Below are 21,795 nucleotides of genomic sequence, written 5' to 3'. Positions count from 1 at the left end.
CTACCGGCAGTGCGGAGGGCGGCCGACCACGCCCGGGTTCAGCTGGGCCGGGCCATGGCCTTCACGAAGGCACGCTCGACGTCGGCGGCGGAGAGCACGCCGTAGATCTCACCGGTGTCCTCCACGACGAGGTATTCGGTGGCGGGTGTGGCGCGCAGGGCGTCCAGGAGCTGTTCGCCTGCCAGCTCGGCGGAGACGCGCATGCCGTCGGTGAGGTCCTGGGCGAGTCCGCTGACGGCGACCCAGGGGCGGCGGTGTTCGGGTACGCCGACGATGGCGGCCTCGCGGACCAGGGAGAGGGGGTCGCCGTCGTTGTCGACGACGACGAGGGCGCGGGCTCCGGCCGCGTTGGCCCGGCGCAGCGCTTCGGAGAGGGGGGTGTCGGTCTCGACGGGGACGGCGCGGCGGGTGAGGGCGCGGGCGCGCAGCTCGGGGAGGTGTTCGCGCAGGCGCGCCATGCGCAGGCTGTTGCCGGCGCCGGTCCAGATGATCGCGGCGAGGATCGCGGCGAGCAGGGCGTCCATGACCGTGTCCATGCCGACGCTGTCCTCGGCGGCGGAGCCGAGCGCGCCGGCCTGGGTGAACAGGGGGAGCCCGATGAGGACGGCGACGGCGAGGGCCCGGCCGACCCAGGCGGCGGCGACGGTGCCGGCCATGGGCCTGCCGCTGATCTTCCAGACGACGGCGCGGAGCATGCGGCCGCCGTCCAGGGGGAGGCCGGGGAGCAGGTTGAAGGCGGCCACGATGAGGTTGGAGATCATCAGGCCGGCGAGCAGGACACCGGGGACGGTGCCGGGTTCGACGGGTTGCATGGCGAGGTAGAAGACGCCGGCCAGGACGAGGGAGAGCAGGGGTCCGACGAAGGCGAGGACGAACTCGCGGCCGGGGGTCTCGGCCTCCTTCTCGATCTCCGAGACGCCGCCGAAGAACTGGAGCTGGATGCGGCGGACCGGGAGTTTGAAGCGGAGCGCGGCGACCGTGTGGGCGAGTTCGTGGACGAGTACGGACGCGTAGAAGGCGACCGCGAAGAAGAGGGAGACGAGGTAGCGGGCGGCGCCGAGCTCGGGCAGGATCCGGTCGAGCTGGCCGCCGAAGACCCAGGTGATCAGTGCGGCGACGAGGAACCAGCTGGGCGCGACGTACACGGGCACGCCGAAGGGGCGGCCCATGAGGAGTCCGCCGCCGGGTCCGGGGCGCTTCCCGGGGCGGCCCCGGCCGGAGCGCCCGAGAGGGCGTCGCGGGTCGTGGTCGTCACCCTCGGGCGCTCCGGCCGGGGCGCCGTAGCTTCCGGGGGGTGTGGTCTTCGCGGCCTCGGAGCCCTGTTCAGGCGCCTCGTGCCGTTCGGCGGTGTCCGGCGTGTGCTCGGGCTCGGGGTTGTAGTGGAGGGGGGCGGGACGCCCTGCGGGGGACGCGTCCTCGGGGTCCGCCTTCGCCCTCCTGTCCGTGTCCGCCGAGGTCTCCGTGTCCTGCGGGCTCTCCGCGTTCGTCGCAGGTTCCGCGGGCCGGTCGGAGACCGGGGTCCGAGTGGCGTGGTCGTCCGCCGGGGGGCGGGTGTCGGCGGGGTCGGGGGCGGTCGGTTCGGGACGCGTGGCCGGGGCCGTGGACTCCGCGTGCTCCTCGGCCGGCCGGTCGTTGCCGGGCCGCGGCTGTCCGCTCCCGCCGCTCTCGTCCACCGGTTTCCCCTCGTTCGAAGCGTCTCCCGGGCCTTCCGGCCGGGCGGTCTGAAGTCGATGGTATGCGGCCGTGGCGACGCGTTCCGCCCGGCACCCCCTGTTGTTTTCCACAGCTTCCGGGGCATCCGGGCCGCGGCTGGGGCGTTGTCGGTGCCGGGCCGTAAGGTCTGTCGTCATGGAGACGAGCACCGAGGGCGCGGCAGTGCCCCACAGCAGCCCTGCCCCGGCGGTGGATCCGCCGGATCCGGCCGGGCCGACGGCGACAGTCGTGGAGCCCGGCGCGACCGGACCCGCCGCGATACCGCCGCGTTCGCTGTCGCCCTCGCGTGCGAGTGACTTCATGCAGTGCCCGCTGCTGTACCGGTTCCGGGTGATCGACCGGCTGCCGGAGAAGCCCAGTGAGGCCGCGACGCGGGGCACGCTGGTGCACGCGGTGCTGGAGCGGCTGTTCGACGCCCCGGCGGCCGAGCGTACGGCGCCCCGCGCGAAGTCGCTGGTGCCGGGCCAGTGGGACCGGCTGCGGGAGAGCCGCCCGGAGGTCGTCGAGCTGTTCGCGGACGACCCCGGGGGTGAACGGCTGGCGCGCTGGCTCGGGGAGGCGGAGCGGCTGGTCGAGCGGTGGTTCACGCTGGAGGACCCGGCGCGGCTGGAGCCCGCCGAGCGGGAGCTGTTCGTGGAGACCGAGCTGGAGTCGGGTCTAAGGCTGCGCGGCATCATCGACCGGGTGGACGTGGCGCCCACCGGCGAGGTGCGCATCGTCGACTACAAGACGGGCAAGGCGCCCCGGCCGGAGTATGCCGAGGGCGCGCTGTTCCAGATGAAGTTCTACGCGCTGGTGGTGTGGCGGCTGAAGCAGGTCGTGCCGCGGCGGCTGCAGCTGGTGTACCTCGGCAGCGGTGACGTTCTGACGTACGACCCGGTGCTCGCCGATCTGGAGCGGGTCGAGCGCAAGCTGCTGGCGCTGTGGGACGCGATCCGGCAGGCCACGGAGACGGGTGAGTGGCGGCCGCGCCCGACCAGGCTGTGCGGCTGGTGCGACCACCAGGCGCACTGTCCGGAGTTCGGCGGCACTCCCCCGCCCTATCCGCTGCCGGTGAGGGCGCCCGCGTCGGAGGGTGATCCACAGGGCAGAATGGGGCCGGACTAGCGAAGGAGACTTACGTGGCCATCCGCGTCCTACTGGTCGATGACCAGCCCCTGCTGCGTACCGGCTTCCGGATGATTCTGGAGGCCGAGCAGGACATCGCGGTCGTCGGCGAGGCCGGAGACGGCCTCCAGGCACTGGACCAGGTGCGGGCGCTGCAGCCCGATGTGGTGCTGATGGACATCCGCATGCCGCGGATGGACGGGGTGGAGGCGACCCGGCAGATCACCGGCCTGGGACGGGACGGTCCGGCGAAGGTGCTGGTGCTGACGACCTTCGATCTCGACGAGTACGTGGTGGAGGCGCTGAAGGCGGGGGCCAGCGGCTTCCTGCTGAAGGACGCCCCGGCCGATGAGCTGGTGCAGGCGATCCGGGTGGTGGCCGCCGGGGAGGCGATGCTCGCGCCGAGCATCACGCGGCGGCTGCTCGACAAGTACGCGACGCACCTGCCGTCCGGCGAGGAGCCGGTCCCGGACACGCTGCACACGCTGACGGACCGCGAGGTGGAGGTGCTGAAGCTGGTGGCGCGCGGGCTGTCCAACGCGGAGATCGCGGCCGACCTGTTCGTCAGCGAGACCACCGTCAAGACGCACGTGGGGCACGTCCTGACCAAGCTGGGGCTGCGGGACCGCGTGCAGGCCGCGGTGTACGCGTACGAGAGCGGGCTGGTGCGCCCCGGCGCCCAGTAGGCCGGCCCGCACGTTCCGGCCGCGCCGCGTGGACGGATAGTGCGTGCCGTGTCGTGCATGTGAGAGGGCGCCCTCCGCGCCGGGATCCGGCGGGGAGGGCGCCCTCTCGCACGACCGCGCGACTGCGCGACTGCGCGACTGCGCGACTGCGGGACCGTGTGATGGCGGGACCGTGTGATTGCGGGACCGTGTGATTGCGCGGCAGCAGCGTCGCGGCCTCGGCCCTGTTCGGACTTCTCAGTTCTTGCTGAGCTCCCAGAAGCGGAACACCGTCGAGGCGTCGAGGCAGTACTCCAGGCCGTAGACGCCGTCGCGGACGACGGCGTACTGCTTGCCCTGCCAGACGGGGAGCAGGGGCACGTCCTCGGCGACGATGTCCTGGAGGCGGTCGTAGTCCTTGTCGGTCGCGGAGCGGTTGCTCTCGGCGGCGGTGCTCGCAATCAGCGTGCCGGTGATGGTGCGGTTCGCGTAGTTGTTGTCGAGGACGTTGCCCTTGCCGAAGAACGGGGCGGTGAAGTTGTCGGCGTCCGGGTAGTCGGGCACCCAGCCCTTCACGTACACGCCGTACTTGCCGGCGGCGATGTCCTTCTCGTACTGCTCGAAGGGCACGGACTTCATCCGGGCGTCGAACAGTCCGCTGGCGTTGAGCTGCCCGGCGATGGCCTGCAACTCGTCGTCGGTCGCGGGGCCGTAGCGGGACGGGGTCGACCACAGGGTCAGCTTCACCTTGCCGGTGATGCCCTCGTCCCGCAGCGCGGCCCGTGCCTTGGCGGTGGAGGGGCGGGGACCGTAGGTGTCGAAGAAGGCCGTGTTGTGTCCCGCGATACCGGCCGGGATGAGCGAGTACAGCGGGATGGCGGTGCCCTGGTGGACGTCCCTGATGAGCGCCTCGCGGTCGATCAGGTGGGCGACGGCTCTGCGCACGCCGAGCTTCCCGGCCACCGGGTCGTTCATGTTGAAGACCAGGTGCTGGACCTCGGCGCTGCTGCCCTCGACGACGTCGATACCCGACGCCGTGCCGTCCTCTTCGATGTCGGCGACGTCATCGGCGGTGAGGCCGCGGTAGGCGATGTCGACCGTGCCGTCCTTGACGGCCTTCTTCAACGCGGCCTGGTCGCCGTGGAAGAACTTGAGGGTGACGCCGCCGTTGTGGATCTCGGCGGTGCCCTTGTAGTGGTCGTTGCTGGAGAAGACGGCCTGGTTGTCGTTGATCGTGTCCAGCTTGTACGGGCCGGAGCCGACGGCCAGGCCGTCTCCGCGCAGCTCTTTGCCGTCGTACTGCTGGTGGTTGACGATGGAGCCGGCGCCGGAGGCGATCTTGCTGGGGAAGGTGGCGTCCGGTGTGTTCAGCCGGAAGACGACCGTCTTCTCGTCGGGTGTCTCGACCTTGTCGAGCATGGGGAACATGATCGCGGGGCCCGCGTCGTCGTTGATCCCCAGCATGCGGTCGAAGGAGAACTTGACGTCCTTCGACGTGAGCGGCTCGCCGTTGCTGAACTTCAGGCCGTCCTTCAGCGTGCACCGGTAGACCTTGGTCTGCGTGCCGGTGAAGTGGCACTCCTTGGCGGCCTCGGGCTGCGGTTCGGTACCTCCGTTGGGGAAGCTGAGCAGCGACTGGAAGACGTTGTTGAACAACAGCCAGGAGCCGGGGTCGTATCCCGAGGCGGGGTCCGTGGCGAGGATGTCGTCGGACATCCCGAGCACCACGTCGGAGCCGCTGCCCCCGGACCCGCCGCCCTCCGTTCCGCATCCCGTCAACAGGCCGGACGCCAGACCCACCACGAGGGGCAGTATCGGCCACTGGTTGCGTATCTTCACGTGCAGGTGCCTTGTCGTCGTGTCGTCGTCCCGGGGCCGCGGTCACGTGCCCCGGTGTCACGGGCCGCGGTCGGCGGCCCGGTGCGGAGCTTTCAGCCGTTCGCGCCGCGGCCGAGCTCCCAGAGCTGCAGCGTCGAAGACGAGTTGAGGGTGTAAGCGGTGCCCGTGACGTCACCCCGCACGGCGACGTACTCCTTGCCCTGCCACAGCGGCAGCACGGGCACGTCCTCGGCGACGACGTCCTGGATGTCCTGGAGGCTCTTGGCGGCGGACAGCCGGTCCGCCTCGCGGCGGGACTTCGGGATGAGGTCGTCGCGGACCCGGCGGTTGGTGTACGGGGAGGCGAGGAAGTTGTCCTTGTCGAGGAACGGCGCGAGAAAGTTGTCGGCGTCGGGGAAGTCCGGGAACCAGCCCATGCCGTAGACCTCGTACTGGCCCTTCAGGCCGGCCGGACGGAACTTCGACCACGGGGTGCCCTTGACGGTCACGTCGAAGAGGCCACTGGCGTTGAGCTGCTTGCGCAGGACCGCGAACTCGTTCTTGGTGGCCGGGCCGTAGTGGTCGGTCGTGTAGTTCAGCGTCAGCTTCACCGGGGTGGTGATGCCGGCCTCTTGCAGCAGCGCCCCGGCCTTGCCGGTGTCCGGCTCGCCGTACTTGTTGAAGAACGAGTTGGAGTGGCCGGTGATGCTGGCCGGGACGAGCGAGTACAGGGGCTCGGCCTGGGACCCGTAGACCTTGGAGATGAGTTCGCTGCGGTTGACGAGTTGGGCCATGGCCTGGCGGACGGCCTTGGACTTCACGGCGGGGTCCGAGGTGTCGAAGGCGAGGTAGCGGATGCCGAGGCCGGACGTCTCGATCAGGTCGATGTCGTTGCCGGAGTTGCCGGACAGCTTGCGGATCTGCTCCGGTGACATCGTGCGGGTCATCAGGTCGATGTCCCCCGCCTCCATCGCCTTGCCCATGGCGTCGGCGTTCTCGTAGGAGACCAGTTCGACCTGGTCGTTCTTGACGTCCAGGGCGCCCTTGTACCTGGTGTTCCTGGCGAAGACCGCCTTGACCAGCTCGCCGCCCTCGATCTGCGGCCTGAAGGTGTACGGGCCGGAGCCGTCGAGCTCGAAGCCGTCCCGCAGCCGGTCCTTGGGGTAGTCGTCGGAATTGACGATGCCGGCGACCGGGGTGGACAGCTTGAAGGGGAACGTGGCGTCGGCCGTCTTGAGGTGGAAGACGACGTCGCGGTCGCCCTGCGTCTCGATGGTGTCGATGTTCGACAGCAGGGCGAAGACACCGCTGTCGGCCTTCAGGGAGAGCGCCCGCTCCATGGAGTACTTGACGTCGGCCGCGGTCACCGCGTCACCGTCGGCGAACGTCAGGCCCTCGCGCAGGGTGCACTCGTAGCGCTCGTTGCCGGTGTCGGTGAATCCGCACTCCTCGGCGGCCTCCGGCACGGGGTCGCCCTCGCCGTGCGGCTGGACCATCAGGGTCTGCACGGTCTGCCGCAGGATGTTCCAGGGGCCGACGTCGTAGGCGTAGGCGGGGTCGAGCGGGGCGGGAGCGTCCTTCGAGACGGTGAACCGGTCCGTGGTGCCGACGGCTATGCCGTCGTCTCCGGCGGCGCCACCGGTCCCGCCGCAGGCGGCGAGGACGGGCACGAGCAGACCGAGAACGGTCGGCAGCACCAGAGTTTTGCGGTTCATACTCGGGTTTCTCCACAGCTGTCGAATCCGTGTACCCGGCACATAGGGGTGTCGCGGCGGGGGCACGGGGAGGCGTGAGGTCCTCGGGACGAGATTAGTCCGCACCCGTCGGCCGAATCGCCGCGCCCGGCATGAGCCACCGTCACGCAGCGGAACCGGCCGTGGACGCACCGAAAACCTGAGGGCTGAAGTATTGGTACAGGATCTCGCCAAATAGGACACAAGGGTCTGTCGCCGATGTCCGAAAAGAGTGACCGGCACGGGTCGAACACGCCGCCGATCCGGCCGGGCGTGGTGAACGTCACACACCCCGGCGAGGGTCCCCCGGCCCGGTAATTCGACCAGGTGAACGTACTTTATTCATTCAATTAGTTCGTCCATCAGCCCGGGAATTCTCTGTGAAACGGCGCCGTGCGCCGGGTGCACACCCGGCGCCTTTCCGTCACGCCGCGGTGATCAGTCCCCGGAGGAACGCGAGATCGACCTCTTCCAGGGAGGTCACGACCGTACGCCGGGCGGCCGGGGCGATGGGTGCCACGGACGGCACCGCCACGACGTGGCAGCCCGCGGCCTCCGCCGCCGCGATGCCGGTCGCGGTGTCCTCCACCACCGCGCATCTCGTCGGGTCCGCGCCCAGACCCGCGGCGGCCACCAGGTAGGGATCGGGGTGCGGCTTGGTGCGCGCCACCTCGTCACCGGCGACCGACAGGGCGAAGTACTGCGGGCCGAGACAGGCCATCACACGGTCGATGATGCGCCGGTGCGAGGCGGAGACCAGGGCCGTCGGAATGTTCTGCTCGGACAGTTCGGCGAGCAGGCGGGCCGCGCCCGGCATCAGCGGCAGCGCCTGGTCGATGCGCTCCTCGAAGCCCTTGTTCAGCAGCACGGTCAGCTCGGCGAGGGTGATGTCGGCGCCCGTGGCCTCGATGAGGAACCCGGCGCTGCGCGTCATGGGGCCACCGACCACGACGTGGCGCCAGGACTCGTCGAGGGCGTGGCCGAGGGCGGCGAAGACCTCCGCCTCCACGTCCCACCAGAAGCCCTCGGTGTCCACCAGGGTGCCGTCCATGTCCAGGAGCACGGCCTGCAGGGCCGAGCCTTCGGCGGTACGAACTCCGAGCGCGGGGACCGTACTGGTCATCCGGGCGCACCTCCTTGAGGGACGATCAGGCCGGTTCCCACGGGGAACCGGCCTGCAGTGGACCGACCAGTCTACGTCGTCCGGGAAAGTTTCGCCTCGTTTATCCCGCGTGTCCTGGGGCACACGGCTGTCCCACGTGTCCCGGGCACGCGGTGCTCCGCGTGCCCCCGGCCCGCCGGTGTGCCGTGTGCCCCCGGTGCCCCGGCTCAGCGGGCGTTGAAGTACTTCGCCTCCGGGTGGTGGATGACGATGGCGTCCGTGGACTGCTCCGGGTGGAGCTGGAACTCCTCGGACAGCCGCACGCCGATGCGCTCCGGCTCCAGCAGGTCCGCGATCTTCGCGCGGTCCTCCAGGTCGGGGCAGGCGCCGTAGCCGAGGGAGAAGCGGGCGCCGCGGTACTTCAGCGCGAACATGTCCTCCATCACGGCCGGGTCCTCGCCGGCGAAGCCGAGTTCGGAACGCACCCGCGCGTGCCAGTACTCGGCGAGCGCCTCGGCCAACTGCACGGACAGGCCGTGCAGTTCGAGGTAGTCCCGGTAGGCGTTGGCCTCGAACAGGCGGGCCGTCTCCTCGCCGATGCGGGAGCCGACGGTGACGACCTGGAAGCCGACGACGTCGGTCTCGCCGGACTCCTCCGGGCGGAAGAAGTCCGCCAGGCACAGCCGCCGGCCGCGGCGCTGGCGCGGGAAGGTGAAGCGGGTCCGCTCGTTGCCCTGCTCGTCCAGGACGATCAGGTCGTCGTCCTTGGAGACGCACGGGAAGTAGCCGTGGACGACGGCCGCCTCCAGCAGACTGTCCGTCTGGAGCCGGTCGAGCAGGCCGCGCAGCCGGGGCCGGCCCTCGGTCTCGACCAGTTCCTCGTAGGTCGGTCCGTCGCCGGTACGGGCCTGCTTCAGGCCCCACTGACCCTTGAACAGCGCGCCCTCGTCCAGCCAGGTCGCGTACTCCTTGAGCTGGATGCCCTTGGCGACGCGGGTGCCCCAGAAGGGCGGCTCGGGGACCGGGTTGTCGGTGGCGACGTCGGAGCGGACCGCGCCCTCGGCGGCGCGCTCCTCGACAGCGGCGGTGGCGGCCTTGACCCTTCGCTGCCTCAGTTCGGGCAGCTGCGCGCCGGGGACGCCGCGCTTGATGCCGATGAGGGCGTCCATCAGGCGCAGGCCCTCGAAGGCGTCGCGGGCGTAGCGGACCTCGCCGTCGTAGATGTCGTGCAGGTCCTGTTCGACGTAGGCCCGGGTGAGGGCGGCGCCGCCGAGGATGACCGGGTACGTCGCGGCGAGTTCGCGGGCGTTCAGCTCCTCCAGGTTCTCCTTCATGATCACCGTGGACTTCACCAGGAGCCCCGACATGCCGATGACGTCCGCCCGGTGCTCCTCGGCGGCCTCGAGGATCGCGGAGACCGGCTGCTTGATGCCGAGGTTGACGACGTTGTAGCCGTTGTTGGACAGGATGATGTCCACGAGGTTCTTGCCGATGTCGTGGACGTCGCCGCGGACGGTCGCGAGGACGATGGTGCCCTTGCCCGACTCGTCGCCCTCGACTTTCTCCATGTGGGGTTCGAGGTGGGCGACGGCCGTCTTCATGACCTCGGCGGACTGCAGGACGAACGGCAGCTGCATCTGGCCGGAGCCGAACAGCTCGCCGACGACCTTCATGCCGTCCAGCAGGGTCTCGTTGACGATGTCGAGCGCCGGGCGGGTGCGGAGGGCCTCGTCCAGGTCGGCTTCCAGGCCGTTGCGTTCGCCGTCGATGATGCGGCGCTTGAGGCGCTCGTCCAGGGGCAGCGCGGCCAGTTCCTCGGCCCTGCCGGCCTTGAGGGACTTGGCGGTGGCGCCCTCGAACAGGGCCATCAGCTTCTGCAGCGGGTCGTAGCCCTCGCCGCGGCGGTCGTGGATGAGGTCGAGGGCTGTCCGGACCTCTTCCTCGCTGAAGCGCGCGATGGGCAGGATCTTCGAGGCGTGCACGATCGCCGAGTCCAGGCCGGCCTTGACGCACTCGTCGAGGAAGACGGAGTTCAGCAGGATGCGTGCGGCCGGGTTCAGTCCGAAGGAGATGTTCGACAGGCCCAGCGTGGTCTGTACGTTCGGGTGGCGCCGCTTGAGTTCGCGGATGCCCTCGATGGTGGCGGCGCCGTCCTTGCGGGACTCCTCCTGGCCGGTGCAGATCGTGAAGGTGAGGCAGTCGACGAGGATGTCCTCCTCGTGGATGCCCCAGTTGCCGGTCAGGTCGGCGATCAGGCGTTCGGCGATCTCGACCTTCTTCTCGGCGGTGCGGGCCTGGCCCTCCTCGTCGATGGTCAGCGCGATCAGCGCGGCGCCGTGCTCCCTGGCCAGCGCGGTGACCCTGGCGAAGCGGGACTCGGGGCCGTCACCGTCCTCGTAGTTCACCGAGTTGATCACCGCTCGGCCGCCCAGCTTCTCCAGGCCGGCGCGGATCACGTCGACCTCGGTGGAGTCCAGCACGATCGGCAGGGTGGAGGCGGTGGCGAAGCGGCCGGCCAGTTCCGCCATGTCGGCGACGCCGTCGCGGCCGACGTAGTCCACGCACAGGTCGAGCATGTGCGCGCCCTCGCGGATCTGCTCGCGCGCGATCTCCACGCAGTCGTCCCAGCGGGCCTCCAGCATGGCCTCGCGGAACTTCTTCGAACCGTTGGCGTTGGTGCGCTCGCCGATCGCCAGGTACGAGGTGTCCTGACGGAAGGGCACGGTCTGGTAGAGGGAGGCGGCGCCGGGCTCGGGCTGGGGGGCGCGCTCGGCGGGAGTGAGCGCGCGGACCCGTTCGACGACCTGGCGAAGGTGCTCGGGGGTGGTGCCGCAGCAGCCGCCGACCAGGGACAGGCCGTAGTCGCGGACGAAGTTCTCCTGCGCCTGGGCCAGCTCGGGGGCGGTGAGCGGGTAGTGCGCGCCGTCCGAGGTGAGGACGGGCAGTCCGGCGTTGGGCATGCAGGACAGCGGCACGCGGGCGTGGCGGGCGAGATAGCGCAGGTGCTCGCTCATCTCGGTGGGGCCGGTCGCGCAGTTCAGGCCGATCATGTCGATGCCGAGCGGCTCCAGCGCGGTGAGCGCGGCGCCGATCTCGGAGCCGAGCAGCATGGTGCCGGTGGTCTCGACGGTGACCGACACGATGAGCGGCACGTCGTGGCCGGTGGCCTCCATGGCGCGCCGGGCGGCGACCACGGACGCCTTGGTCTGCAGCAGGTCCTGCGTGGTCTCCACGAGCAGCGCGTCGGCGCCGCCGGCGAGCAGGCCCTCGGCGTTCTGCTGGTAGGCGTCGCGGATCGCGGCGTACGTGGTGTGGCCGAGGGTGGGCAGCTTGGTGCCGGGGCCCATGGAGCCGAGCACCCAGCGCTGCTGTCCGGTGCTCCGCGTGAACTCGTCGGCGACCTCGCGGGCGATGCGGGCGCCGGACTCGGACAGCTCGACGATCCGGTCGGCGATGTCGTACTCGCCGAGGGCGGCGAGGTTGGCGCCGAAGGTGTTGGTCTCCACGCAGTCCACGCCGGCGGCGTAGTACTCGGTGTGGACGGAGCGGACGATGTCCGGCCTCGTGATGTTCAGGATCTCGTTGCAGCCCTCGAGGTTCTCGAAGTCCTCGAGGGTCGGGTCCTGCGCCTGGAGCATCGTGCCCATCGCTCCGTCGGCGACCACCACCCGGGTGGCGAGTGCCTCGCGGAGGGCGGACGCGCGGGTCCGGCTGTCGGCGGTAGGGGTCGGTGGCGACGAGGCCATGTAAGGGCTCCCTTGGCTGCGACGGCTGTCGGCTTTGCGCCGGCCCGAAGAGAGCTCACCTGGAGCTCTCGGGCGATGACGCACGTCGCCAGGGTAGCCGGGACCGGGGGCCGGTGGTCAGAGGGTCCACAGGCCGGACGAGGATGGCGGCGGCACGGCGCGTCGCCGCGAGGTGCCGGGGCGGGGCGGCCCGGCCGCGCCCTCCGGGCGGGACGGGCCGCCCCGCCGGGCGGGGTGGTCCGCACGCAGCGTGGGGCACCTCGCACCGTTCGGTCGGCCGACGCTGGACCGTGAATCGGCCAACTGTTAGCGACGGGTCGGCATCGACCGGTAGTGTTCGGCATTGCCGAACAGCGGCAGCGACGTCGCGGGTCGACGGTCGAAGGGGACGGGAGGCAGGACGGCGATGGCACGGAACATCCAGTCGCTCGAACGGGCGGCCGCGATGCTGCGGCTGCTCGCGGGCGGCGAGCGGCGGCTGGGCCTGTCGGACATCGCCTCGTCCCTGGGCCTGGCCAAGGGCACGGCCCACGGCATCCTGCGCACCCTCCAGCAGGAGGGTTTCGTCGAGCAGGACGAGGCCTCCGGGCGCTACCAGCTGGGCGCCGAGCTGCTGCGCCTCGGCACGACGTACCTCGACGTGCACGAACTGCGGGCGCGGGCCCTGGTATGGACGGACGACCTGGCCAGGTCCAGCGGCGAGAGCGTGCACCTGGGCGTTCTGCACCAGCAGGGCGTCCTCATCGTGCACCACGTCTTCCGGCCCGACGACAGCCGCCAGGTGCTGGAGATCGGGGCCATGCAGCCGCTGCACTCCACGGCGCTCGGCAAGGTCCTGTCGGCGTACGACCCGGTGGCGCACAGCGAGGCCATGGAAGCCGGCCGCAAGGCGTTCACGGACCGGACCGTCTGCGATCCGGACGCTTTCGAGCAGATCCTCGACATGACCCGCGCGCGCGGGTACGCGGCGGACGTCGAGGAGACCTGGGAGGGCGTCGCGTCGGTCGCCGCCCCCATCCACGACCGGCGCCGCATGCCGGTCGGCTCGGTCGGCATCACGGGCGCCGTGGAGCGGCTGTGCCGGGACGGGGAGCCGCGCCCCGAGCTGGTCGCCGCGGTGCGCGACTGTGCCCGTTCGGTGTCCCGGGACCTGGGCGCCGGGCGGTTCTGAGGCGCCCGGCGCGCGGGGCCGCCCTGAGATGCGTGGTTCTGGGGCGTCTGTGCCCGGACGGCCTTCAGACGCCTCGGTCCGGGCGGTTCCGAAGCGCCCCGCACGGGGCAGAGTGAGACCGGAGCGCCGTACGGCGTTCGGTCGGCGTCGCGTCCGGACACCGGCCGGGGGCGGGCCCGACGGGGCGCGGCCCCGGGCCACGCGTCCGTACGCCGCGGGGCCTCGGGAACCGGCAGCGGACGACGATCAATAACGATCGCGCTTTCGGCAACAGAGCCCTTGACGCATGAGGGACACCGGGCAAGACTTCCCGTCCATCGGTCGGCATTGTCGAACACCTACCGGCAATACGCGTTAGGGTGTGGCAACGCCAAGGGCCAACATCGCTCTCATCACCTTGAGGGCACCCAAACTCCCGGAGGCATTCGGGGGTTCGGTTTCCCCTGGACGAAGGACAAAGGAGTCGCGGGTGTCCAGCTCCGACATCTTCATCGGCGAGACCATCGGTACCGCCGTTCTCATCCTGCTCGGCGGCGGCGTCTGTGCCGCCGTCACGCTGAAGGCCTCCAAGGCCCGCAACGCCGGCTGGCTCGCCATCGCCTTCGGGTGGGGCTTCGCCGTCATGACGGCGGTGTACATCGCCGGACCGCTCTCGGGCGCCCATCTCAACCCGGCGGTGACGGTCGCGCTCGCCATCAAGGACGGCGAGTGGGGCGACGTACCGACCTACTTCGCCGGCGAGTTCCTCGGCGCCATGATCGGCGCGGCGCTGGTCTGGGTGGCGTACTACGGCCAGTTCCTCGCGCACCTCACCGACCGGGAGATCGTCGGCGAGCCCGCTGCGCAGGACGCCGCCAAGTCCGTCGAGGCACGGGAGAAGGGCGCGGGCCCGGTCCTGGGCATATTCTCCACCGGTCCCGAGGTCCGCAACCCGGTGCAGAACCTCCTCACGGAGATCATCGGCACGGTGGTCCTGCTCCTCGCGGTCCTGACGCAGGGCCTGAACAACGAGGGCACCGGTCTGGGCATCCTGGGCGGCCTGGTCACCGCGCTCGTGGTGGTGTCGATCGGCCTGTCCCTCGGCGGCCCCACCGGGTACGCGATCAACCCGGCCCGTGACCTCGGCCCGCGCATCGTGCACGCCCTGCTCCCGCTGCCCAACAAGGGCGGCTCCGACTGGAGCTACGCCTGGGTCCCGGTCGTCGGTCCGCTGATCGGCGGTGCCATAGCCGCGGGTATCTACAACGTCGCCTTCGCGTGATCCCCCTGCACGGGAGCCGTCCGGCTCCCGTGCAGGCACCGCGACCCGCCGCTGACACCGCCGCCCACCACGCAACTCCCAGGAGCACACAGTGACCGACGCGCACACCGCCGGCCCCTTCATCGCCGCCATCGACCAGGGCACCACGTCGAGCCGCTGCATCGTCTTCGACCGCGACGGACGCATCGTCGCGGTCGACCAGAAGGAGCACGAGCAGATCTTCCCGAAGCCGGGCTGGGTCGAGCACGACGCCACCGAGATCTGGACGAACGTCGAGGAGGTCGTCGCCGGCGCCATCGCCAAGGCCGGCATCACCCGCGACGACATCAAGGCCATCGGCATCACCAACCAGCGCGAGACGACCGTGCTGTGGGACAAGAACACCGGTGAGCCCGTCCACAACGCCATCGTCTGGCAGGACACCCGCACCGACACCCTGTGCAAGGAACTCGGCCGCAACGTCGGCCAGGACCGCTTCCGCCGCGAGACCGGCCTGCCGCTGGCCTCCTACTTCGCCGGGCCCAAGGCCCGCTGGCTGCTCGACAACGTCGAGGGCCTCAAGGAGCGCGCCGAGGCGGGCGACATCCTCTTCGGCACCATGGACACCTGGGTCATCTGGAACCTGACCGGCGGTGTCGACGGCGGCAAGCACGTCACCGACGTCACCAACGCCTCCCGCACCATGCTGATGAACCTCCACACCATGGAGTGGGACGACAGGATCTGCGAGTCCATCGGCGTTCCGAAGCAGCTCCTCCCCGAGATCCGCTCCTCCGCCGAGGTCTACGGCGAGATCACCGGCGGCCGGCTGGGCGACCTGCTCGGCGGCATCCCGGTGGCCTCCGCGCTGGGCGACCAGCAGGCGGCGCTGTTCGGCCAGACGTGTTTCGCCGAGGGCGAGACCAAGTCGACGTACGGCACCGGCACCTTCATGGTGATGAACACCGGCGACAAGATCATCAACTCGTACAGCGGGCTGCTCACCACCGTCGGCTACAAGATCGGCGACCAGAAGACGGTCTACGCCCTGGAGGGCTCGATCGCCGTCACCGGTTCGCTGGTGCAATGGATGCGCGACCAGATGGGCCTGATCTCCACCGCCGCCGAGATCGAGACGCTCGCGCTGTCCGTCGAGGACAACGGCGGCGCCTACTTCGTGCCGGCCTTCTCCGGCCTGTTCGCCCCGTACTGGCGCTCCGACGCGCGCGGTGTGATCGCCGGCCTCACCCGGTACGTCACCAAGGCGCACCTCGCGCGCGCCGTACTGGAGGCCACCGCCTGGCAGACGCGGGAGATCGCCGACGCCATGACGAAGGACTCCGGCGTCGAGCTGACCGCGCTCAAGGTCGACGGCGGCATGACCTCCAACAACCTGCTGATGCAGACGCTCGCCGACTTCGTGGACGCCCCGGTGGTGCGCCCGATGGTCGCGGAGACCACCTGCCTCGGCGCCGCCTACGCCGCCGGCCTCGCCGTCGGCTTCTGGAACAACACCGAGGACCTGCGCGCCAACTGGCGCCGGGCCGCGGAGTGGACCCCACGCATGGACGCGGAGAAGCGCGACCGTGAGTACAAGAGCTGGCTCAAGGCCGTCGAGCGGACCATGGGCTGGCTCGAGGACGAGGAGTAAGAACCCGACATGACCATTGAGTCCACCCTGCAGTCCGTGCCTGCCCTGGGCACGCACCCGGCCGGCGGCTCGAACCCGAGCCGCGCCCAGACCCGGGAGCAGCTCGCCAAGGCGTCGTACGACCTTCTCGTGATCGGCGGCGGCATCCTGGGCATCTCCACCGCCTGGCACGCCGCGCAGGCCGGCCTCAGGGTGGCTCTGGTCGACGCCGGCGACTTCGCCGGTGCCACCTCCTCCGCGTCCTCCAAACTGCTCCACGGGGGGTTGCGCTACCTGCAGACCGGCGCGGTGAAGCTGGTGGCGGAGAATCACTTCGAGCGCCGCGCGGTGTCCCGTCAGGTGGCCCCGCACCTGGCGAACCCGCTCACGTTCTACCTCCCCGTGTACAAGGGCGGGCCGCACGGCGCGGCGAAGCTGGGGGCCGGTGTCTTCGCGTACTCGATGCTGTCGGCCTTCGGTGACGGCGTCGGGCACCTGCTGTCCCCCGCCAAGGCCGCGCAGGACGTGCCCGAGCTGCGCACCGACGACCTCAAGGCCGTGGCCGTGTACGGCGACGACCAGATGAACGACGCGCGCATGGCGCTGATGACGGTCCGCGCGGCCGCCGGGTCGGGCGCGGTCGTGCTGAACCACGCCGAGGTGACGGGCCTGCGCTTCACCCGGGGCCGGGTGACCGGCGCGGAGCTGCGCGACCGGCAGTCCGGCGACGAGTTCGGCGTGAACGCCCGCCTGGTGCTGAACGCGACCGGGCCGTGGGTCGACCACCTGCGCCGGATGGAGGACCCGAACGCCGCGCCGTCGATCCGCCTGTCGAAGGGCGCGCACCTGGTGCTGAAGCGCACCTCGCCGTGGAAGGCGGCGCTGGCGACCCCGATCGACAAGTACCGCATCACCTTCGCCCTCCCCTGGGAGGACATGCTGCTGCTGGGCACGACCGACGAGCCGTTCGAGGGCGACCCGGCGGACGTCGCCGTCAACGACGGGGACATCACCCAGATACTCGACGAGGCCGCGTTCTCCATCCGCGACCAGCAGCTCGACCGTGACCTGATCACGTACGCGTTCGCCGGTCTGCGGGTGCTGCCGGGCGGCCCCGGCGACACCGCGAAGGCCAAGCGCGAGACGGTGGTGACCGAGGGCAGGGGCGGCATGCTGTCCGTGGCGGGCGGCAAGTGGACGACGTTCCGCCACATCGGCCGCACGGTGATGCGCAAGCTCCAGGCACTGCCGGGCCATCCGCTGGGCGACGACTACGAGCCGGTCTCCGCGCTGCCGAAGAAGCTGCCGCTGCCGGGGGTCGCCAACCCGCGCGCGGTCGCCCACCGGCTGCTCGTGGACCATCCGGCGCCGGGCCCGCGCATGGCCGCCGACACCGCCCGGCACCTGGCCACCCACTACGGCTCGCTGGCCTTCGACATCGCCCGCATCGCCAACGAGAGCCCGGCGCTCGCCGAACGCGTCCATCCGGACGCCCCGGAGATCTGGGCGCAGGTCGTCTACGCCCGGGACAGCGAGTGGGCCGAGACGGCGGACGACGTCCTGCGCCGCCGTACGACACTGACGATCCGCGGTCTGGCCACCGACGAGGTCCGGGCGAAGGTCCAGGGCCTGCTGGACGAGAAGTAGCCGGCTTCCGGACGACGGTGGACCGGTCCGTCGCCCGGCCCGGTGCGAGGGAGGGCTGCGAGGCACGGCTCCGCGACGGCGGGAGCGGCCCGTTCCCGTCCGCGCGTCCGCCGCCGATCTCTCCCCGGGCGAACGCGCCACGGGTGTTCCGGGGCTCCGGCCGGGGCAGTGATGGGGGCACTGCACCCGTGCAAGGGGGATGCGGGTGACCGCGCGCCACGCCGTAAGGTTGGGGCGTACGTGAGGGGCACGTCGGAAGGAGGCACTGGGTGATCGAGCTCGAGGGGGTTCCCGAGCTGATCGACCCGGTCATGGTGGCCGCGTTCGAGGGCTGGAACGATGCCGGCGACGCCGCCTCCACCGCGGTCGCGCATCTGGAACGGGAATGGAAGGGCGAGGTGTTCGCGGCACTGGACGCCGAGGACTACTACGACTTCCAGGTCAACCGCCCCACGGTGTGGATGGACGCCGGCGTCCGGAAGATCACCTGGCCGACGACCCGGCTGTCCGTGGTGCGGGTCGGCGGTGACAAGCCGCGCGACCTCGTCCTGGTCCGGGGCATCGAACCGTCCATGCGCTGGCGCTCGTTCTGCAACGAGCTGCTCGGCTTCGCCCATGAGCTGGGTGTCGAGCTGGTGGTCGTGCTGGGCGCCTTGCTGGGCGACACTCCGCACACCCGTCCGGTCCCCATCAGCGGGACGACGTCGGACCCGGACCTGGCGCGCCGGATGGATCTGGAGGAGACCAAGTACGAGGGGCCCACGGGCATCGTCGGCGTCCTGCAGGAGGCGTGCACGCACGCCGGTGTGCCGGCCGTGTCGCTGTGGGCGGCCGTCCCGCACTACGTGTCGCAGCCGCCGAACCCGAAGGCGACGCTGGCCCTCCTGAACCGCCTGGAGGACCTGATCGACGTGCGTATCCCGCTGGGCGAGCTGCCCGAGGACGCGCGTGCGTGGCAGGTGGGCGTGGACCAGCTGGCCGCCGAGGACAGCGAGGTCGCCGAGTACGTGCAGACGCTGGAGGAGGCCCGGGACACCGCGGAGCTGCCGGAGGCGTCGGGCGAGGCCATCGCCCGCGAGTTCGAGCGGTATCTGCGGCGCCGGGACGGTTCGGGACCGACAGGACCGACCGGGCACGCCACCGCGGACGGCGGCGACGGTCCGCCGGGGACGCCGTACCTGCGGGACAATCCGAGCGGTCGTACGCGCCCCCCGAAGCCGCCGAAGGCGGGCGGCACGGACGACGAGGAGTCGTCGGAGGACTGAGCGGGACAGGGTCGGACCAGGCAGGGCGAAGGGGCGGTGCGCCGGATAGCGCACCGCCCCTTCGCCGTACCTGCTGTCCTGCTGTCCCGCCTACAGGGCTACGCCGAGCAGCGCGTCCACCGCACGGGAGACCACGCCCGGCGCGCCCTCGTCCGTACCGCCGGTGGCCCGCTGGAGTTCCGCCCAGCGGTCGACCGCGGTGAGTGCGGCCGGGGCGTCCAGGTCGTGCGCGAGGGCCGCGCGGATCTCGTCCACCAGGGCCTCGGCGGGCGGTCCGTCGGGCCGGGAGACGGCGGCGCGCCAGCGGCCGAGGCGCGCGACGGCGTCCCGCAGCACCTGGTCGGTCCACTCCCAGTCGGCCCGGTAGTGGTGGGCGAGCAGGGAGAGGCGGACGGCGGCGGGGTCGACGCCGTCGCGGCGCAGCTGCGACACGAAGACGAGGTTGCCCTTGGACTTGGACATCTTCTCGCCGTCCAGGGCGACCATGCCGGCGTGGACGTACGCCTTGGCCATGGGGAACTCGTTGGTGAGGACCTGGGCGTGCGAGGCGCCCATCTCGTGGTGCGGGAAGACCAGGTCGGAGCCGCCGCCCTGGACGTCGAAGCCCATGCCGAGGTGGTCGAGGGCGATGGCGACGCACTCGATGTGCCAGCCGGGCCGGCCGCGGCCGAGCGTGGCGCCGTCCCAGCTGGGCTCGCCCTCTCGGGCCGCCATCCAGAGCATCGGGTCGAGCGGGTTCTTCTTGCCGGGCCGGTCGGGGTCGCCGCCGCGCTCGGCGGACAGCAGCCGCATCGCGGCGGCGTCGAGGTGGGAGACCTGGCCGAAGTGCGGGTCGGACTCGACGGAGAAGTAGATGTCCCCCTCCAGCTCGTAGGCGGCGCCGGCGTCGCGCAGCCGCTCGACGAGCGGGACGATCCCGGGTATCGCCTCGACAGCGCCGATGTAAGCCTGCGGGGGCAGCATCCGCAGCGCCGTCATGTCCTCACGGAACAGGGCGGTTTCCTGCTCGGCGAGTCCGGTCCAGTCCACGCCGTCCCGCTGGGCGCGCTCCAGCAGCGGGTCGTCGACGTCGGTGACGTTCTGGACGTAGTGAACCTGCCGCTTGGTGTCGAGCCACACGCGCTGTACGAGATCGAACGCGTTGTAGGTCGCCGCGTGACCGATGTGGGTCGCGTCGTACGGGGTGATGCCGCAGACGTAGATACGGGCGACAGGACCGGGGTCGAGGGTGACGAGGCCGCCGGTCGCGGTGTCGTGGATCCTCAGGTCGCGGCCCTGACCAGGCAGGGCGGGGACCTCGGAAGCGGGCCAGGCATGCATGCCGTGAAGCCTAACCGGACGGATGTTCCGTACACGAACCGGTTGGGCGCCGGATGGCCGGTAAGGCGTCCTTGCGCGGTACCGCCCGTCGGCAACGGCCCCGGTCCGGCGGCCCCCGCCCGCACCGGTGCTATACGGGCGGCCAGGGAATGGCCGGCCAGTCGCCGCTCGGCTCCGGGTGGGTGCCGGTGGCGAGCAGCGCGGCGACCCGCGCGCGGGTGGCGTCGAGTTCGGCGGCGGTGATCAGCGGGGCGAGCCGCGCGGCGAGCGTCCCGCCCTCCGCGAGGCCGCCTGCGAGACCCGTGAGGACGGCGGACGCCTCGGGGGTCAGCGGCTCCCCGGCCCAGCCCCACAGCAGCGTGCGCAGCTTGTTCTCGGCGTGGAAGGTGACGCCGTGGTCGATGGCGTACAGATGCCCGTCGCCGGTGGGCAGCAGGTGGCCGCCCTTGCGGTCGGCGTTGTTGATCACGGCGTCCAGCACGGCGAGGCGCCGCAGCCGCTCGTCGTCGGCGTGCACGAGCAGCGCGGTGCGTCCTTCGCCGACCTCGGCGAAACCGACGGCCTTCCAGCCCGGGCCGGGTTCCTCGCCCTCGACCAGCGCGAGCAGTTCGGCGTCGGGAGCCGCCTCGATCCACAGCTGGCACATGCCCTCGCCGTACGGCCCGTCACGCAGCACCGTCGGCGGCACCAGGTCCCAGCCGGACGCCCGGGACACCTCGTACGCGGCGACCTCACGCCGGGCGAGTGTGCCGTCGGGGAAGTCCCACAGCGGGCGTTCCCCGGCGACCGGCTTGTAGACGCAGGCCGCCTCCCGGCCGTCCAGGGCGACCGTGCAGTACAGCGCCGCGTTGGACGCCTCGCGAATGCGTCCGCGGACCGTCAGCTCACCCGCGGCGAGCAGTTCGGCGGCGGACGCGCCGGTGCTGGTCACGCTCCGCGGCGGTATCCGTTCTGGCGCGGACACACGTGTCCTTCCGGGTCGAGCGGGAGGCTGCACAGCGGGCACGGCGGCCTTCCGGCGTTGACGACGTCGAGGGCGCGCTTGGCGAAGGCGCGGGCCTGCGGGCCGGTCAGTCTGACCCGCAGCATCGGGGGCCCGTTCTCCTCGTCCTGCAGCAGCCGCTCCTCGGCCTCGGCGAGGTCCTCCTCGGAGTCGGCGTCCAGTTCCACGAGGGCCTGCGCCTCGACGATCATGCACTGGTCCTCGCCGTCCCAGGCGAGCGCCATGGTGCCGACCCGGAACTCCTCCTCGAGAGGGGTCTCGAGCGGCGCGGTGTCGGCGTTCTCCGTGGGGGCGACGGCGGGGACGGCCGCGTTGCCGCCGCTACGCCGTACGACCTCGTCGAGGAGTTCTTCCATGCGCTCGGCGAGCGCCGCGACCTGGGTCTTCTCCAGGGCCACGCTGGTCACCCGGGAGCCGGCGGAGGCCTGGAGGAAGAACGTACGGCGCCCTGGCAGTCCGACCGTACCGGCCACGAAACGGTCCGGTTGGTCGTAGAGGAACACCTGACGGGACACGTCCTGTCTCCATGGGGATCGGGGGCATCGAGGGGATCGGGCCGGTGGGAGGCGCGGCTTGCGGGGGAATCGTCGGTATGGCGGTTACGGCAACGGTCGACCGCTTCACCCTACTGCGGC

General features: G+C 71.2%; 15 protein-coding genes. 7 read left to right on the top strand and 8 right to left on the bottom strand.

Annotation, left to right across the window (positions count from 1 at the left end):
- Positions 1–38 precede the first annotated feature (38 nt).
- Positions 39–1,673, bottom strand: a complete 1,635-nt coding sequence (locus ABZ354_RS09030; RefSeq protein ID WP_358654543.1) for a site-2 protease family protein — start codon at positions 1,671–1,673, stop codon at positions 39–41.
- A 175-nt stretch (positions 1,674–1,848) separates the two neighbouring features.
- Between ABZ354_RS09030 and ABZ354_RS09025 the strand changes: the two genes are divergently transcribed.
- Positions 1,849–2,820, top strand: coding sequence for a RecB family exonuclease (locus tag ABZ354_RS09025; protein ID WP_358654541.1), 972 nt, complete (start codon positions 1,849–1,851; stop codon positions 2,818–2,820).
- Between the two features lie 14 nt (positions 2,821–2,834).
- Positions 2,835–3,506: a response regulator transcription factor gene (locus ABZ354_RS09020; protein WP_358654539.1), complete on the top strand. Its 672-nt coding sequence runs from the start codon at positions 2,835–2,837 to the stop codon at positions 3,504–3,506.
- 237 nt (positions 3,507–3,743) lie between these two features.
- Here the strand turns inward: ABZ354_RS09020 and ABZ354_RS09015 are convergent, their stop codons facing one another.
- From ABZ354_RS09015 to metH, 4 genes are all read right to left on the bottom strand, one after another.
- Positions 3,744–5,324, bottom strand: coding sequence for an ABC transporter substrate-binding protein (locus ABZ354_RS09015; protein ID WP_358654537.1), 1,581 nt, complete (start codon positions 5,322–5,324; stop codon positions 3,744–3,746).
- A 92-nt stretch (positions 5,325–5,416) separates the two neighbouring features.
- Positions 5,417–7,018 carry an ABC transporter substrate-binding protein gene (locus ABZ354_RS09010; protein WP_358654535.1) on the bottom strand — a complete coding sequence of 534 codons (1,602 nt, stop codon included), beginning with the start codon at positions 7,016–7,018 and terminating at the stop codon, positions 5,417–5,419.
- A gap of 442 nt (positions 7,019–7,460) precedes the next feature.
- A complete protein-coding gene (locus tag ABZ354_RS09005) occupies positions 7,461–8,159 on the bottom strand; it encodes an HAD family phosphatase (protein WP_358654533.1) in 699 nt (232 codons plus the stop codon).
- Between the two features lie 206 nt (positions 8,160–8,365).
- Positions 8,366–11,884 (bottom strand): methionine synthase, encoded by a 3,519-nt coding sequence (metH, locus tag ABZ354_RS09000; protein ID WP_358654531.1) that lies wholly within the window; start codon positions 11,882–11,884, stop codon positions 8,366–8,368.
- Between the two features lie 406 nt (positions 11,885–12,290).
- Here metH and ABZ354_RS08995 point away from each other — a divergent pair, with 406 nt between their 5' ends.
- The 5 genes from ABZ354_RS08995 to ABZ354_RS08975 all read left to right on the top strand — a co-directional run bounded on the left by ABZ354_RS08995 (position 12,291) and on the right by ABZ354_RS08975 (position 18,837).
- Positions 12,291–13,055, top strand: coding sequence for an IclR family transcriptional regulator (locus ABZ354_RS08995; protein WP_358654529.1), 765 nt, complete (start codon positions 12,291–12,293; stop codon positions 13,053–13,055).
- 469 nt (positions 13,056–13,524) lie between these two features.
- Positions 13,525–14,316, top strand: a complete 792-nt coding sequence (locus ABZ354_RS08990) for an MIP/aquaporin family protein (RefSeq protein ID WP_358654527.1) — start codon at positions 13,525–13,527, stop codon at positions 14,314–14,316.
- 91 nt (positions 14,317–14,407) lie between these two features.
- Complete coding sequence (gene glpK / locus ABZ354_RS08985; RefSeq protein ID WP_358654525.1) at positions 14,408–15,946, top strand: glycerol kinase GlpK; 1,539 nt, start codon at positions 14,408–14,410, stop codon at positions 15,944–15,946.
- 9 nt (positions 15,947–15,955) lie between these two features.
- Positions 15,956–17,572 (top strand): glycerol-3-phosphate dehydrogenase/oxidase, encoded by a 1,617-nt coding sequence (locus tag ABZ354_RS08980; RefSeq protein WP_358654523.1) that lies wholly within the window; start codon positions 15,956–15,958, stop codon positions 17,570–17,572.
- 269 nt (positions 17,573–17,841) lie between these two features.
- Positions 17,842–18,837 (top strand): PAC2 family protein, encoded by a 996-nt coding sequence (locus ABZ354_RS08975; protein ID WP_358654521.1) that lies wholly within the window; start codon positions 17,842–17,844, stop codon positions 18,835–18,837.
- Between the two features lie 90 nt (positions 18,838–18,927).
- Here the strand turns inward: ABZ354_RS08975 and mshC are convergent, their stop codons facing one another.
- From mshC to ABZ354_RS08960, 3 genes are all read right to left on the bottom strand, one after another.
- The gene (gene mshC / locus ABZ354_RS08970) at positions 18,928–20,157 is read right to left on the bottom strand and encodes a cysteine--1-D-myo-inosityl 2-amino-2-deoxy-alpha-D-glucopyranoside ligase (protein ID WP_358654519.1); all 1,230 of its coding nucleotides are present in this window, start codon (positions 20,155–20,157) and stop codon (positions 18,928–18,930) included.
- A gap of 130 nt (positions 20,158–20,287) precedes the next feature.
- Positions 20,288–21,088 (bottom strand): SCO1664 family protein, encoded by an 801-nt coding sequence (locus ABZ354_RS08965; RefSeq protein ID WP_358654517.1) that lies wholly within the window; start codon positions 21,086–21,088, stop codon positions 20,288–20,290.
- A complete protein-coding gene (locus tag ABZ354_RS08960; protein ID WP_358654515.1) occupies positions 21,085–21,675 on the bottom strand; it encodes a DUF3090 domain-containing protein in 591 nt (196 codons plus the stop codon). The genes ABZ354_RS08965 and ABZ354_RS08960 overlap by 4 nt, the downstream gene beginning before the upstream one ends.
- Between the last annotated feature and the right edge of the window lie 120 nt (positions 21,676–21,795).

This window comes from Streptomyces sp. NPDC005925 (assembly GCF_040638805.1).
Lineage (GTDB): Bacteria > Actinomycetota > Actinomycetes > Streptomycetales > Streptomycetaceae > Streptomyces.
Note: the sequence above shows the minus strand (reverse complement) of the source record. Positions and strands in the feature narration are given on the sequence as shown.